We start from the raw sequence: 15930 nt of genomic DNA, 5'->3' as shown, positions 1-15930 counted from the left end.
GCACCCACGACAGCGCCGGCCTGGTCTCCAGGCCGGCGCTGCCACGTCCCCGCCCGGCGCTCCCACGCCCGGATAAAAGCTTCTGCCTACTGGGCGGTGAGTCGGCAGCACGCTGCTGCCGACTCGGCGGGGGCAGGGCGTGACGGAGCGGGCCCGGGAAGGAGGACCTCCCGGACCCGCTCGTCAACGGTGCTCGGTCAGCGGCGGACCCTCACCACCTTGGTGTCGGCGGCGCGGGTGGCCAGGCGGTTGCCGAGGTAGGCGACCCGCACGGTCATCCGGCCCCGCTGCACCGCGCGCGGGAGGCGCAGCACGGCCACGCCGTCCCGCACGCGGACGGTGGTGACGTAGCGGCCGGAGCGGACCCCGCCGCGGACGACGACGCGCGCCTTGCCCGCGATCGTCACCTGGCCCGGCGCCTGGGCCAGGGCCTTGACCCGGAGCCGCTGGCCCCGCTCGATCGCACCGCGGGCCTTGACGGTCAGGGTCGTCGGCGCCTTGCGGACGACGGCCTCGACGGTGGTCGACGAGGCCGCGTGGGTCTCGTCGCCGGCGTAGCGGACGGTCAGCTCGTGCCGGCCCGGTCGCAGCGTCGTGCGGCCCAGGCCGACGCGCGCCGCGCCGTCCTCGAGGTCGACCGAGCGGAGGACGTCCTCGCCCAGCAGGACCTCGACGGCACCGGTGGCGGTGCCGGGCCGGACCTCCACGTCCACCCGCACGGGGCGGCCGTAGGTGGAGGACCGGACCGTGGCGCTGGTGGTGGTCTCCACCAGGGCCGGGTCGACCTCGGTGACCGTGATGGTCACCGTCACGGGCTCGGAGGAGTCCGTGCCGTCGGAGGCGGTGTAGGTGAAGGTGTCCTCACCGGAGAACGCCTCGTCGGGGGTGTAGGTGAACGACCCGTCCTCGGCGAGGTCGACCGAGCCGTGCTCCGGGGCGTCCTCGGCGAGGGCGACGAGGGTGTCGCCGTCCGCGTCGGTGTCGTTGCCCAGGACGCCGGGGGCGTCGACCTCGAGGGCGGTGCCCTGCTCGGTCTCGTAGGAGTCCTCGACGCCCACGGGCGCCTCGTTCTCCGGGGCCGGGCCGACGTAGAGCTCGTCGATCTGCTCCTGGGTCAGCGCGTAGCCGAACATGCGGAACTCGTCGACCAGACCGTCGTAGCGACCGTCGGGCCAGCTGGTGCCACCGATCATGTTGGCCGTGGTGTGGCCGTCGACGCCGACGTCGCTCAGGTCGAGCGTGAAGTCGGTGCGCTCGCCCTGCAGCTCGCCGTCGAAGTAGATCCGGCCCGTCGTCCCGCTGTGGGTGTAGACGATGTGGGTCCACTCGTTCAGCGGCACGTCACCACCGAGGGTCAGACGCTCCTGGTTGGCGTTGCCGGGGGCCTTGAAGGTCGCGGCGAACCCGGTGGGGCCGCCGGCCTGCGTGTTGGACTGCAGCAGGAAGAACGTGTCCGTGCTGGAGCCGATCTGCACGAGCGGCACCCAGTTCGGCAGCGCGTCCGGGCGGGCCCAGACCGAGATGGAGAACTCGTCGCTCATGCCCGCGTCGATGTCGTTCGGCAGCGCCACCTGGTTGCCGGTGGCGGCGCCGCCGCCGGGCAGCAGGACCGCGGAGCCGAAGCGGCCCTCGGCCCACGAGGTCTCGCCACCGAGGGTGGCGGAGCCGACGGACTGGTCGAGGCCCTCGTTGGCCACGGTGTCACCGCTGCCCTCGTCGAAGGCGTAGCGGATCGGCACGCCGGAGCCCGGGGGCGGGCCCTGGACGGTGTGCGTGATCGTCTCGGTCGAGTCGCGCCAGCCGGCGTCGGCGGTGAAGTCCACGCGGACCTCGTGCTCGCCGCGGTTCAGCGCGACGGCCTCGAAGGTGGCGGTGCCCTCGGTCAGGGTGACCGGGGAGCCGACGACGGAGCCGTCGACCACCAGGGAGGCGGAGCCCTCGGGCGTGGCACCGTCGGCCGCCACGGTGGCGGTGAAGGTGACCGGCTCGGCGAACGGGGACGGGGAGGCCAGGTCGGCCTCGACCGTCGTGGTGGTGCTCAGGGCCGTGCCGTCGGCGTAGAGCGCCGCGACGTCGGTGGCCGAGAGCGACGAGGACCAGACACGGACCTCGTCGACGAGACCGTCGAAGGAGGCGTCCGGGAACCCGTTGCGGCCCAGCCAGTTGTTCTCGGTGCCCGCGGCGGTGACGTCGCTCAGGGCGATCGTCAGGTCGTCGCGGCTGGCCACCGGCTCGCCGTTGAGGAACAGCGTGCCGGTCGAGCCCTCACGGGTGAACGCCACGTGGTTCCAGGTGTTGACGGCGACGTCGACGGCCGGGGTGGCGTAGACCCGCTCCTGGAGCGGCTGGCCGGCGACCTTGAAGGTGGCCGCGAGTCCGGTGTTGCCGTCGGCCTGCGTCTGGGTCTGGATCTGGAAGAAGCCGCCGGCCCCGCCCAGTCCGGTGCCCAGGTGGAACAGGCCGGTCCAGTTGTTCAGCGCGTCCGGGCGGACCCAGAACGAGGTGGTGAAGTCGTCCGCGCCGGCGAGCAGGTCGTCGGGCAGGTCGACGGCGTTGGTGTTCTCGCCGCCGACGAGGTCGAGCGAGCCGCCCTCGACGCCGTTCTCCGACCAACCGGTGTCGCCGGTCAGCACGGCGTCGCCGACGGACGCGTCGGTGCCTGTGCTGGCGGCGGTGGTGCCGGTGCCCTCGTCGAGCTCGTAGTGGAGGTCGGCGTCGGCGGTGCCCGGGTCCTCGGCGATGACGACCATGTCGTCGACCATGAGGCCGGCGCCGGAGCCGGGTGCGGCCAGGCGCAGCCGCTCGGCCCGGGAGCCGGCGGTGAAGGTGCCCACGTACGTGGCGTAGGTGACCCGGTTGCCGTCGGCAGCCGAGCTGTTCGCCGTCGTCGCGGTGAGCGTCTCGGACAGGTCGCCGACGGTCAGGGTCGCCGAGGCGTCCCCGAGGCCGGCGGCGTCGCGGCCGTCCCGGGCGTAGCGCAGCGAGACCCGGTAGGTCGCGCCCTCGTCCAGGCCGGTGAGACGACGCTGGAGCGAGCCGGAGTCACCCAGCGAGAGCTGGTGACCGGCCGCGCCGATGCCGCCCTGGCCGTTCGCGGTGCCGCGGACGAGCTGGACGTCGTCGGTGACGTTCCACGGCGTCATCCGGCCGTTGCCGGCGGGGACGTCGACGACCTGCGGCGGGTTGCCACCGCGCCAGTCGGTGGGCAGCCGCGGGTACTCGAACTGGTCGACGACCATCGGGGTGCGCTGGTCCATCTTCACGCCGGGCGCCAGGTCGAGCAGGGACGCCTCGGAGGGCGTGCCGGACTCGTCGAAGACGAACAGCATGTAGGTGCCGGGCGTGGCGTAGGTGCCGTCGACCGGGGCGTCGATGGTGAGGGTGTCGCCGTCCTGGGTGAAGTCGAGCTCCTGGAACGACTGGTCGTTGTTGAAGCCGTGCGTGACCGAGCCGTTGCGGACGAGGGTCACGCGGGAGACCGCGCCGGTGGTGGAGACGTCGAAGACGCCGTCGTAGCCGACCCGCGCGGGGGCGTCGGTGATCTCCGGCCGCGCGGCGAGCTCGTCGCCGTCGTAGAGGTAGGCCGGGGAGTAGTACTCGACGTCGGTGTAGTTGCGCGGGCCGGGCGTGCCGCCGCCGCCGATCATGACGCGGCCGTCGGGCAGCAGCAGGGCGGTGGAGTGGTAGAGCCGGGCGTGCTCGTGGGGCACCTCGACGGTGGTCCACTCGCCGGTCTCGGGGTGCCAGATCTCCGGGTTGGTGACGTAGCCGCCGTTGCCGTTGTTGTCGGTGCTGCCGCCGGTGACCAGGACGTCGCCGTCGGGCAGCAGCGTGGAGGTCGACCAGTGCCGGCCGAACTGCATCGGGTCGGTGGCCTCGACGACCGGGTTCTCGGTGCCGCCGGTGATGTCGATGGTCAGGCCGGCGCGGGCGCCGGCCGGGCCGCCGCCGTTGGCCCACCAGCCGCCGCCGACCTGCAGGATCTTGCCGGGGCGGTACATGGTGGCGGTGGACGTGGCGCCGACCGGGTTGCCGAGGCCGCCCTGGTTCGCGACGGCGCCGGGCAGCGTGCCGCGCAGCGTCAGCTCACCCTCGCCCTCGTTGCCGTAGGGGTCGAGCTCGTACATCTGGGTGCCGGTGACGTTGAAGACGGTGCCCTTGCCGGGGACCACGAAGGCCCGGGGGTACCACCAGCGGTTCTCGTCGACGCCGCCGCCGTCGCCGTAGGCCACGTCGCTGGTGGCCCCGTCGAGGGTCTTCCAGCCGTTGCCGGCGTCGGGGGCGTAGAGCTCGGGGGTGAGCACCGCGGGGCCGCCGGGGCCGCCCTTGAGGCTGCCGCCCTGCACCACGACGTCGCCGTTGGGCAGCGTCGTGCCGGTCGGGTACCAGCGCGGGTAGTTCATCGGCGCCTCGGTCTGCAGACCGGAGTTCGTCGAGTAGCTGGTGACGCCGATGGCCGCGTCGTTCGGGGCGTTGCCGCCCAGGCCGTCGTCACCGCCCACCGTCATCGTGGCGCCCTTGAGCGGGTTCTGGACCTGCATCGAGCAGAACAGGTCGGTGTAGGTCAGGTTCGGGATGATGCCGTCGCGGAGGTTCTCGAGCGTCCGCTCCTCGGCGGGGTCCCAGATGTCGACCTCGGTCTGGCCGCCCTGCGTGACCGAGCTGTTGCCGGTCCAGTCGTAGGGGGTGGCGTCCGTGCCCCAGCCGCCGACGCTGCCGAAGGACTGCACGGTGCCCTCCGAGGTCAGCGACATGTTGATCGGCACCAGCGGCCACGGCGTGACGCCGCTCCAGCCGCCCTGCTCCTCCTTGGACGGCGGGGAGCAGTCGGCCTCGAGCAGGCCGGCGGCGTAGGCGAGGCCGCGGCTCATCTGGGTGCGGATGACGCCCTCGGAGTAGGCGGTGCCGGCGTGGCCCATGCCCGAGTACCAGGAGCGTCCCTCGTCGATCTCCTGGCACCAGGTGATCGGGTGCGAGGAGCCCTGGCGGCCCATGCCGTAGGAGGACTCGTCGGCCGAGAGCAGCGTGCGCACGTTCGGCGCCGGGTTGACGATCCAGTCGTACCACTCGTCGCTGCGGGTGAACTCCGCCGGCAGGCCTGCGGTCAGCGGGCTGTCGGTGTCGGTGACGACGACGCGTCCAGGGCGCACGGCCGGGTTCTCGGGGTGCCCCTCGGAGGAGGCGCCGACGAGGCGGGCGTAGAACGGGTTGACGTCGTGCTCGCTCTGGCCGACCGACCAGCCCGCGTAGTGCAGGCCCATGTAGCCGCCGCCGCCGCGGATGTAGTCCTCGAGCGCCGCGCGCTGGGCGTCGTTGAACAGCACGCCGCCGGTCTGCGCGAAGACGAGCGCGTCCTTGGTGGCGAGGTTCTCGGGGGTGAAGGCCGACGGGTCGTCCGTCTCCTGGATGTCGACCGGCAGCCCGTACTCCGTGCCGAGGTCGGCGGCCAGGTCGCGGATCGCGGCCCGGGCCTCGACGTTCGAGGCGTGGAAGTTGGGCTTGTAGAAGAGCAGGACCGAGAGGGTCCCGTCCTCGTCCGCGGCGGCAGCCGGGGCGGCGGTGACGGCCTGGGTCGTGGGCACGGCCACGGCCAGCGCCGCCACCAGGGCGACGGAGTGCAGTGCCGACCGGCGCAACCGGCCGGCCAGGCGTCTGCGAGCAGACCTGCGAAGCACGTTCATGGGGCTCCTTGGTTCGTGGAACTGACGTGCCGGCGACCCGCCCCGTGCGAGCACCGCCCGATGGTCGGGCCGGCGCAGGTGGGGCCCGAGAGGACCGCTGGCGGCTCGACTGTATGGCGCACGTCACATCACAGTCAAGAATCAGATTCCTATTTGTGAATCTTTAGGATCCGCAGTTCACGTATGCGGACACGCCTCCAGCCCCGGGACGCCGTCCCGGGGCTGGGGGTCGCTGTCGGGGCCGCTGTCGGGGCCTCTCGCGGGGCCGCGTGCGCCCGGCGCGGGCACTGCGACTGCGGCGCGTGGCGGGGTCAGCGACGCACGGCCGACCCGCCTCCCGCGGCGAGCGCGCGCACCTCGTCCGCCGTGGCCATCGAGGTGTCGCCGGGCGTGGTGACCGCCAGGGCGCCGTGGGCGGCCCCCAGCTCCACGCAGGACGCCAGGGGCTCGCCGCCCAGCAGCCCGTGCACGAGGCCCGCGGCGAAGCCGTCGCCGCCGCCCACGCGGTCGAGGACGGCGAGGTCGGCGTAGGGGCGCGAGCGCACCACCCCGTCCTCGCGCGACCAGGCCAGGCCCTGCCAGTCGTTGCGCGAGGCGTCCTGCACGCGACGGTGGGTGGTCGCCACCACCGACAGGTGCGGCAGGCGCTCCCCCAGGCTCGCGCAGGCGTCGGCGAAGCCGTCGGGCGAGCGGTCCGGGGGCGCGTCGCCCTCGCCGGGCGGCGTGACGTCGGCCGGGTGCCCCACGAGGACGTCGACGTGCGCGGCGAGGCGGGCGTTGACCGCGACCGCCGCGTCCGGGCCGCCGCGGTCGGCCCACAGGCTCGGGCGGAAGTTGGTGTCGTAGGAGACCACGGTGCCGTGCCGCCGGGCGACGGCCATCGCCTCCTCCGCGAGGGCCGCCGTGCCCGGCGAGAGCCCGGCGAGCACACCGCCGGTGTGCAGCCACCGCACCCCGCGGCGCCCGAAGAGGTCCTCGAGGTCGAGGTCCCCCGGGGTCAGCAGGCTGGTGGCGGTGGCGCCGCGGTCGGAGACGCCCAGGGCACCGCGCACCCCGAAGCCGCGCTCGGTGAAGTTGAGGCCGTTGCGGGCGGCGCGGCCGAGGCCGTCGAACGGCACCCAGCGCACCAGCGAGGTGTCCACCCCGCCGGCGAGCACGAGGTTCTCCACGAGCCGGCCGACCTCGTTGTCCACCAGGGAGGTCAGGACGCCGGCCCGGTGGCCGAACACCGAGCGCAGGCCGCGGGCCACGTTGTACTCCCCGCCGCCCTCCCACACGTCGAAGGAGCGGGCGGTGCGGATGCGCCGGTCCCCGGGGTCCAGGCGCAGCATCACCTCGCCGAGGGCGACGACGTCGTACGCGCACTCCTCGGCGGGTCGCAGGTCGATCACCCCGGCACCGCCTCGCAGGCCTCGGGCGCGCCCAGCACAGCAGCGGCGGCGCACCGCCGCGCGACCTCGTCCCACTCCCCCGCGGCGAGCAGGTCGGGCGCCACCATCCAGCTGCCGCCGACGGCGGCCACCGCGGGCTCCGCGAGGTAGGCGGGTGCGGACGCGGCGGTGATGCCGCCCGTGGGCACGAACCGCAGCCCGCCGAAGACCGCGGAGAAGGCGCGGACGGCGGGCACGCCACCGACGACCTCCGCCGGGAACAGCTTCACGGTGTCGAGGCCGAGCGCGAGCGCGGCGGCGATCTCGCCGGCCGTGGCCACGCCCGGCAGGACCGGCAGGTCCAGCTCGCGGCAGCGGTGCACCACCTCGGGCACCAGGCCGGGCGAGACCACGAACCGGGCTCCGAGCTCGTGGGCCGCCTCGACCTGGGCCGCGGTGAGCACCGTGCCGACGCCGACGTGCACGTCACCGCGGCGGGCGAGCCGGTGCACGACCTCGGCGGCACGGGGGCTGCGGAGGGTGACCTCCGCGACCGGGAGACCGCCGGCGACCAGGGCTGCACCCAGGTCGTCGGCGGCCGCCGGTTCGTCGAGGACGACGACGGGCACGACGCGGTGAGGGCCCAGCCCGTGACCGCCGAGCGGGAGAGGTCCCGGCTGACCGGGGCGGGTGCCCGCGTCTGCGTCGCGCGTCCTCGGCGTGGTCATCGCAGCTCGGCGATGACGGTCTTGAGCTCGGTGTAGTCGTCCAGGCCGAACGACCCGAGCTCGCGGCCCCACCCGGACTGCTTGAAGCCACCACGAGGGAGGGTGACGTCGTCGGCGTGCCAGGTGTTGAGCCAGACGGTGCCCGCCCGGAGCCGGGCACCGACGCGGTGGGCGGTGCCGAGGTCCTTGGACCACACGCCGGCGGCCAGGCCGTAGACGGTGTTGTTGGCCGCGGCGATGACCTCCTCCTCGGTGTCGAAGGGGATGGCGGTGATGACCGGGCCGAAGATCTCGTCGGTCTGCACGGCCATCTGCTCGGTGACGCCGGTGATGAGGGTGGGCGCGAAGAAGTAGCCCTTGTCGGCGGCGGGGTCGCCGGAGCCGACGTTGATCGTGGCGCCGTCGGCGATGGCGCCGCGGACGTAGCCCATGACCTTCTGGTGCTGCTCGGCCGAGACCAGCGGGCCCATGGTGGTGGCGGGGTCGAAGGCGTCGCCGACGCGGATCGCCTGCGCGGCCTTGCCGACGCCGTCGATCACCTGGTCGAAGACGGAGCGCTGCACGTAGAGGCGCGAGCCGTTGACGCAGCACTGGCCCTCGTTGAAGTAGCCGGCCAGGGCGGCACCGGCCACGGCGGCGTCCAGGTCGGCGTCGGCGAAGATGATGTTGGGCGCCTTGCCGCCGAGCTCGAGGGAGACCTTCTTGAGGTTCTTGGACGCGCCGGCGGCGATCTTCTTGCCGACCTCGGTGGAGCCGGTGAACGCCACCTTGTCGACGTCCGGGTGGTCGACGAGGGCGGCACCCGCGTCGCCGAAGCCGGTGACCACGTTGACGACACCGGCGGGCAGGCCGGCCTCGAGCAGCAGCTGGCCGAGGTAGAGCGCGGTCAGCGGGGTCTGCTCCGCGGGCTTGAGCACCATCGTGTTGCCGGCGGTGATGGCCGGGACGACCTTGAAGCACGCCATGGTGAGCGGGAAGTTCCAGGGCACGATGCCGGCGACGACGCCGATGGCCTCGCGACGGGTGTAGGCGTGGAACTCCTTGCCGGGCACCGACATGGGGATGGAGGTGCCCTCCATCTTGGTGGCCCAGCCGGCGAAGTAGCGGAACAGCTCGGCGGCGACGCCGACGTCGCCGCGGGCCGAGGCCAGGCTCTTGCCGTTGTCGAGGGACTCGAGCTGCGCGAGCTCCTCCGCGCGGGCGTCGATCAGGTCGCCGACCTTCCAGAGGAAGTGGGAGCGCTCGCGGGGCGACATCCTCGACCACGGCGAGCCGTGCTCGAAGGCGCTGCGGGCGGAGACGACGGCGCGGTCGACGTCGACCTCCGAGGCGTGCGCGACCTGGACGAGGGTCTCCTCGGTGGCGGGGTCGACGGTGGCGAAGGTGCGTCCGTCCTTGGCGTCGACCCACTCGCCGTCGATGAGCAGCTGGCGGGGCGAGGAGAGGAACGAGCGGACGGCGGGCAGGAGACCGGGCCGATCGGTGGGACGGTCGAGAGACATGGTTGCCTTCCAGGGTGGGTGCGGTACGGGCCGGTGGCGACGGTGGTCGTGGGACCCGCGGCTACTTGATGGTCAGGACCTTGGAGCGGTCGAGGGTCAGGGCGACGGCCGCGACGATCACGGCGCCGTAGAGGATCTGCTCGTAGGCGCTGGAGACGCCGACGGTGGAGAGGCCGACGCGCAGCAGCGTCACGACCAGGGCGCCGGCCAGCGTGCGCCAGACGCCGCCGTGGCCGCCGGTGATGGCGGTGCCGCCGACGACGATCGCGGCGACCGCGGGCAGCAGCAGCGAGTCGGCCATGGTCGGGCTGCCGGAGAAGTTGCGGGAGACCAGCAGGACGGCGGCCAGGCCGGCGCACGCGCCGGAGAGCGCGAACGCACCCACCTTGACGGCGTCCACGTGGATGCCGGCGAGCCGGGCCGCGGACTCGGCGTAGCCGGTGGCCTTGAGGCAGCTGTCCAGCGGCGTGAGGCGGATGGTGAACGCGATCGCGGCCACCACCAGCACCGCCACCAGCACCGCGACCGGCACGCGGCCGCCCACGTACATCGTGGCCCAGCGCAGCGGGTCGAGGTTGCTGACGCCGACCGTGCCGGCCCCGGAGACGACCAGCGCCACCGCGCCGAAGACGCTCATGCCGCCGAGCGTCACCACGAAGGACGGGATGCGCGCCACGACGTGGACCAGGCCCTGGAGCGCACCGAGCGCAGCCGCGGCCAGCACCACCGCGAGGATCGCGACGCCACCCAGGTCCGGCAGCCACAGCGCCAGCAGCACGCTGGCCAGGGAGCAGAGCGCGGCGATGGAGAGGTCGATGCCGCCGCAGAGCACCACGATGGTGGCGCCGGCCGCGAGCACCGCCAGGGGCGCCGCTGTGTTGACGACGGCCACGAGGCTGCGCTCGGTGAGGAACCCCGGGTCGGCCGCGGTGAGGGCGGCGACCAGCGCGACGAGCGCGATCACCGGCATCAGCGAGGTCAGGCGGGACGCCGTCGAGCGACCGCGGGCGACGACGTCGTCCGGGCTGCTGCCCGGGCTGCTGGAGGGCGTGCCGGGGGCGGGGTCGGGCAGGACGCGGCCCTGGCCGCCGGGCCCGTTCTGGCGCAGCCGCGCGCCGGCCGGGCTGCGGCCGGGATCGGTGACGGCCATGCTCCCGGGGCCGCCTGGGCCGGGGGTGCCGGACGGCGTGGACGGGGTGGTGGCGGAGGTGCTCACACCATCTCCTTGACGAGGTCGAGCGGGGTGGGCTTGTCGCCGGTCGGGCAGGCCACCTCGGAGACGATCCGGCCGTCGCTCATGACGACGATCCGGTCGGCCATGCCGATGGCCTCCTCGAGGCTGTCGGCGAGCAGCAGGGTCGCGACGCCGGTGTTCGCCAGCTCGCGCATGAGGCGGTACACCTCGGAGCGGGCGCCGATGTCGAGACCGCGCGTGGGGTGGTCGAGCAGCAGGAGCCGGATGTCGGCGGCGACCAGCCAGCGGGCCAGGACGACCTTCTGCTGGTTGCCGCCGGAGAGCCGGCCGATCGCGGTCGAGCCGCTGGGGGTGCGGATGGAGAGCCGCTCGATCCAGCGCTGCACCAGCGAGGACTGCTTGGCCGGCACCACGAAGGGTCCGACGCAGCGCACGCCCTGCTTGGTCAACGTCATGTTGTCGGCCACCGACATGGGGCCGACCATCCCCTCGATCTTCCGCTCGGCCGGCACGTAGCCGACGCCGGCGGCGCACGCCGCGCGGGTGCCGGAGAGGTCCAGCGGCTCTCCGTCGAGGGTCACCTCGCCGGCGAGGGTCTGCTCGGCGCCGAACAGCGCGCGGCAGACGTCCTCGCGCCCGGAGCCGTGGACGCCGCAGATGGCCAGGACCTCGCCGGCGGCGATGTCGAGGTCGACGTCGTGGAAGCTCTTGCCGCTCAGGCCGCGCACGGTCAGGCGCTCGCGCCGCTCGGCCGGCTCGGCGAGGTTCTCGTGGTAGTGGTCGTCGCCGGTGGCGGCGCCGATCATCATCCGGTGCAGGTCGGCCGGCTCGGCGCCCTCCGTGCTCACGTCGCCGACGGACCGGCCGCCGCGCAGCACCGCCACGCGGTCGCACACGTCGAGCACCTCGTCGAGGCGGTGGGAGACGAAGACGACGGAGGCGAACTCCTTCAGCCGGCGGATCTGGGTGAAGAGGGTCTCGACCTCCTCCGACTCCAGCACCGAGGTCGGCTCGTCGAGGATGATGACGGGCGCGACGTTGGTGCGCTGCTCGATGCGCAGCACCTTGGCGATCTCGACCATCTGCCGGTCGGCGAAGGAGAGGGAGTCGGTGCGCGCCAGCGGGTCGATGGCGCTGCCGATCTTGTCGAGCTGCTCCTGGGCCAGCCGGCGCATCGTCTCCCAGCGGTAGAACCCGCGGCGCACGCCGGGGCCCTCGCTGCCGAGCACGATGTTCTCGGCGGCCGTCAGGTTCGGCACCAGCGACTGCTCCTGGAACACCATGCCGATGCCCTGCTCGGCGGCGTCGACGACGCTGCGCAGCACGACCTTCTCGCCGCGCAGGTAGATGTCGCCGGCGTCCGGCTTCACGAGGCCGACGAGGCTCTTGAGCAGCGTGGACTTGCCGGCGCCGTTCTCTCCGGCGAGGCCGAGGACCTCGCCGGGGTCGACGTGGAAGTCGACGCCGTCGAGCGCCTTGACGCCCGGGTAGTGCTTGACGAGGCCGCGGACCTCCAGCGCAGGGGTGCTCGCCCGGTGCGCCGCGGTCGGGCGGCTGATCGGTTGCGTGCTCACTTGACCACCTGGTTCCTGTGCCGCAGCGGCAGCGCGGCTGCCGCGACGGCGACGACGACGATGAGGCCCTGCACGCCGCCCTGCCAGTACGGGCTCACGCCGACCTGCACGAGGCCGTTGGTGAGCACGGTGATGAGCAGGACGCCGACGGCCGACTGCAGGACGCCGCCGCGTCCGCCGGTGAGCAGGGTGCCGCCGACGACGGCGGCGGTGATGGAGGAGAACGTCAGGCCGCTGCCGGCCTGCACCAGCCCGGCCCCGAGCTGGCTGGTGACCATGACGCCGCCGAGGCCGTAGAACGCCCCGGCCAGCGTGAACGCGGCCACCTTGTAGGGGGCCACGCGGACGCCGGAGAGCGCCAGCACCTCCTCGGCGCCGCCGATGGCGAACGCGTAGCGACCCAGTCGGGTCCAGCGCTGGATCACGTAGCCGACCGCGACGCAGCCGACGGCGATCCAGGTGAGGTGGGTGAGCCCGAGGAACCGGTCGCTGGCCCAGGTCTCCAGGCCGGCGCCGTCCAGGTTCGGCTGGACGCCGGAGAACATCAGCGTCGCGACGCCCAGGCCGACGGCGGAGATGCCGAGCGTCGTCATGAAGGACGGCACCTTGAGCGTGACCAGCAGCAGCCCGCTCAGGCCGCCGAGCGCGGCACCCAGCGCCACCGCGAGAGCGATGCCGAGGATGCCGAGATCGAGGTCGTTGCGGTTGTTGGAGACCAGCAGCGCCACCGCCACGGCCGAGGCCGCGACGACGCCGGTGGCCGAGAGGTCGATCGACCCCATGACCAGCACGAAGGTGACTCCGCACGTCACCACGGCCAGCACCGAGGCGGCGTCCAGCACGTTGGTGAGGTTGGTGAGGGTGCGGAACTGCGGGCTGAGCGCGGAGAAGAGGACGACGGCGACGAGCAGGGCCAGCGAGGGCCCGGCGTTGCGCAGCGACACCCCCCGCCGGGGCCGGGGGCGTGCTGCGCCGACGTGGCCGGCGGGGGATGTCATGGTCACGACAGCGGACCCGCCACGCGGTCGAAGACGTTGCCGCACTCGAAGTCGGCCGGGTCGGTGGACGGGGTGAGGAAGTCGCCCACGTTGTCGTCGGTGATGAGGAACTGCTCGGCGAAGAACGCGCGGTTCTCGTCGGCGACGTCGTCCATGCTCAGCTCGCCGGTGGCCACGCAGTAGCCCATGGCCAGGCCGATGCCGCCCTGCCAGGGGCCGTCGCTGGAGACGGTGGCGGTCATCCGACCGTCGTCGATGGCGGTGAGGGCGTCCGGCACCGCGTCGATGCCGACGACGGCGACGTCGGTGCGGCCGGCCTGCTCGAGCGCCTCGAGGGCGCCGAGGGCCATGTCGTCGTTGGCGGTCCAGATGCCCTTGATGTCGTCACCGTGCTTGGCGAGCAGGGTCTTGGTGACCGTCAGCGCCTCCTGGCGGGAGAAGTTGGCGGTCTGCTCGTCGAGCAGGGTGACGCCGGTGTTCTCCGCGAGCGAGGCCTCGAGGCCGGCGAAGCGGTCCTTGGCGGCGGCGGTGTCGAGCACGCCCTGGAGGGCGATGATGCCGCCCTCGCCGCCGATGGCCTCGGCGAGCGCGTCGCCGATCTGCTTGCCGGACTCCTCGCCGTTGTAGGTGATGTGGGCGATCCAGCGGTCGTAGTCGGCCGGGTCGAGCTCGGCGGGCTTGTTCCACTGGGTCACCAGGTAGGCGCCGGCCTCGTCGGCACCCATGACGATCGGCTGGGTGTCGGCGTCGCCGTTGGGCAGCACGTTGAGCACGAGGCAGTCGGTGTCACCGGCGAGCACCTGGCGGATCTGCTCCTGCTGCTTGGTGGACTCGCCGTCGTAGGTCAGGCGCTGCTGGGTGAGGCCGACGGACTCGGCGAACGCGTCGCCGCCGTCCAGCCAGGAGGCCTCGTAGGGGTTCGACTCGTTGCGGACCTGCCCGACGAGGGTGACGTCGGCGGGGTCGCAGGCCCCGGCCTCGGCGCTGGAGCCACCGCCGCCGGCGGTGGACGTCTCGCTGCATCCGGTGAGCATCACCGCGGCGGTGGCGAGGCCCAGGAACAGGGCGGCGGGGCGTGACTGGAACTTCATCGTTCGTCCTCGATCTCTCGTGACTTCGGGTGCCGGTCTCCCGGCGGGGGTGGGTGGTGCGTCTCGCCCCGAGTGGCGGAGGTGCGGTGGGTCTGGTGCGTGCGTGGGTGGGTGGGTGGGGCGCGCTCAGCGCGCCATCCACCCGCCGTCGACGACCAGCACGTGGCCGTTGACGTAGTCGGCGGCCGGGCTGCCGAGGAAGACGGCGGCGCCGGCGACGTCGGCGGGGGTGCCCCAGCGGCCCTGCGGGATCCGGTCGAGGATCGCCTGGGCGCGCTCGGGGTCCTCGCGCAGCGCGGTGGTGTTGTCGGTGGCCATGTAGCCGGGGGCGATGGCGTTGACCTGCACGCCGTGCGGGCCCCACTCGTTGGCCAGGGCCTTGGTGATGCCGGCGACGCCGTGCTTGGCGGTGGCGTAGGAGATGACGCGGATGCCGCCCTGGAACGCGAGCAGGCTGGCGATCGAGACGATCTTGCCGCTGCCGCGCTCGACCATGGAGCGACCGATGCCCTGGGTGATGTAGAAGAGGCCGGTCAGGTTGATGTCGAGCACCCGCTCCCACGAGGAGGCGGGGACGTCGACGGTGTCGATGCGGTCGATGATCCCGGCGTTGTTCACCAGGACGTCGACGGGGCCCGCGGCCAGGATGGACTCGCAGGCGGGGCCGATGGCGTCGTGGTCGGAGACGTCGAGGTCGACGACGCGGACGCTGCGGCCCAGCTCCACGGCCTGCGCCGCGGTCGCCTCCTGGCTGCCGGGCAGGCCGACCAGCACGAGGTCGGCGCCGGCCTGGGCGAGGCCCATCGCGATGCCCTGGCCCAGGCCGCGGCCCGCGCCGGTGACGACCGCGGTGCGGCCGTGCAGGTCGAAGGGGCTCGTGGTCTCCGGGGCGGTCAGCGTGGTCACAGGCTCTCCAGGGGGACGGACTGCAGGTCGGTGTAGGCGTTGTTCTCGCCGGCCATGGCCCACACGAAGGCGTAGGAGCCGGTGGCCGCGCCGGAGTGGATCGACCACGGCGGGGAGATCACGGCCTGGCGGTCCTTGACCACCAGGTGGCGGGTGCCGCCGGGGCGGCCCATGAGGTGGAAGACCCGGTCGTCGGCCTCGAGGTCGCAGTAGAGGTAGACCTCGGTGCGCCGGTCGTGCAGGTGCGGCGGGAAGGTGTTCCACACCGAGCCGTCGGCGATGACGGTGACGCCGAACTGGAGGACGGCGGTCTTGAGCTCCTCGCCCCACGCGTAGCGGTAGAGGTGGCGCTCGTTGGCGCCGGACTTGCTGCCCAGGGCCACCGGCTCGACCTCGTCGTGCTTGAGGGCGGTGGTGGGGTAGGTCGCGTGCGCCGGGGCGGAGACGAAGTAGAAGGCGGCGTCGGCGCCGGCGAAGGAGACCTCGCTCCCGCGGCCGACGTAGAGGCCGTCGAGGTGGCCGAGCTCGTGCTTGTCGCCGTCCACGAGCACGTGGCCCGAGCCGCCGACGTTGATGACGCCGAGCTCGCGGCGCTCGAGGTGGCTCTCGACGCCGAGGACGTCGGTGTAGGCGGGGAGGTCGAGCTGGCCGGTGCCGGGCACCGCGCCGCCGATGACCATCCGGTCGTCGTGGGTGTAGGTGGCCGTGACCTGGCCCTCGACGAAGAGGTCCTCGACGAGGAAGTCCCTCCGCAGGTCCGCCGTCGTCGCGGTCTCCGCGCCGGCCGGCGAGGTTGAGTGTCGCACCTGGATCACGGGCGCTCCTTGGTCTGATGACGTGATTCTCTGAACTGCGTTCGTATTCGTGAACTGAGTTCAACCTAGG

10 protein-coding genes are annotated in these 15930 nt (G+C 73.2%); all 10 read right to left on the bottom strand.

Features of this window, described 5'->3' with window-relative positions:
* Positions 1–197: 197 nt before the first annotated feature.
* Positions 198–5681 carry a LamG-like jellyroll fold domain-containing protein gene (locus M8316_RS20410; protein WP_272494597.1) on the bottom strand — a complete coding sequence of 1828 codons (5484 nt, stop codon included), beginning with the start codon at positions 5679–5681 and terminating at the stop codon, positions 198–200.
* Between the two features lie 311 nt (positions 5682–5992).
* Positions 5993–7072: a sugar kinase gene (locus M8316_RS03670; RefSeq protein ID WP_250052120.1), complete on the bottom strand. Its 1080-nt coding sequence runs from the start codon at positions 7070–7072 to the stop codon at positions 5993–5995.
* Positions 7069–7680 carry a bifunctional 4-hydroxy-2-oxoglutarate aldolase/2-dehydro-3-deoxy-phosphogluconate aldolase gene (gene eda / locus M8316_RS03665; RefSeq protein ID WP_250052119.1) on the bottom strand — a complete coding sequence of 204 codons (612 nt, stop codon included), beginning with the start codon at positions 7678–7680 and terminating at the stop codon, positions 7069–7071. The genes M8316_RS03670 and eda overlap by 4 nt, the downstream gene beginning before the upstream one ends.
* Positions 7681–7775: 95 nt before the next feature.
* Complete coding sequence (locus tag M8316_RS03660; protein WP_250052118.1) at positions 7776–9281, bottom strand: aldehyde dehydrogenase family protein; 1506 nt, start codon at positions 9279–9281, stop codon at positions 7776–7778.
* Positions 9282–9342: 61 nt separating this feature from the next.
* Positions 9343–10497 (bottom strand): ABC transporter permease, encoded by a 1155-nt coding sequence (locus tag M8316_RS03655; protein ID WP_250052117.1) that lies wholly within the window; start codon positions 10495–10497, stop codon positions 9343–9345.
* Entirely contained in the window at positions 10494–12050 is a 1557-nt protein-coding gene (locus tag M8316_RS03650; protein ID WP_250052116.1) for a sugar ABC transporter ATP-binding protein, read from the bottom strand. Before M8316_RS03650 ends, M8316_RS03655 begins: the two co-directional genes overlap by 4 nt.
* A complete protein-coding gene (locus M8316_RS03645) occupies positions 12047–13048 on the bottom strand; it encodes an ABC transporter permease (protein ID WP_250052115.1) in 1002 nt (333 codons plus the stop codon). Before M8316_RS03645 ends, M8316_RS03650 begins: the two co-directional genes overlap by 4 nt.
* A 2-nt stretch (positions 13049–13050) precedes the next feature.
* The gene (locus tag M8316_RS03640; protein ID WP_250052114.1) at positions 13051–14139 is read right to left on the bottom strand and encodes a sugar ABC transporter substrate-binding protein; all 1089 of its coding nucleotides are present in this window, start codon (positions 14137–14139) and stop codon (positions 13051–13053) included.
* Between the two features lie 126 nt (positions 14140–14265).
* The gene (locus tag M8316_RS03635; RefSeq protein WP_250052113.1) at positions 14266–15045 is read right to left on the bottom strand and encodes an SDR family oxidoreductase; all 780 of its coding nucleotides are present in this window, start codon (positions 15043–15045) and stop codon (positions 14266–14268) included.
* Positions 15042–15860, bottom strand: coding sequence for a 5-dehydro-4-deoxy-D-glucuronate isomerase (gene kduI, locus M8316_RS03630; RefSeq protein WP_250052112.1), 819 nt, complete (start codon positions 15858–15860; stop codon positions 15042–15044). Before kduI ends, M8316_RS03635 begins: the two co-directional genes overlap by 4 nt.
* Between the last annotated feature and the right edge of the window lie 70 nt (positions 15861–15930).

This window comes from Nocardioides bruguierae (assembly GCF_023554635.1).
Classification (GTDB): domain Bacteria; phylum Actinomycetota; class Actinomycetes; order Propionibacteriales; family Nocardioidaceae; genus Nocardioides; species Nocardioides bruguierae.
Note: the sequence above shows the minus strand (reverse complement) of the source record. Positions and strands in the feature narration are given on the sequence as shown.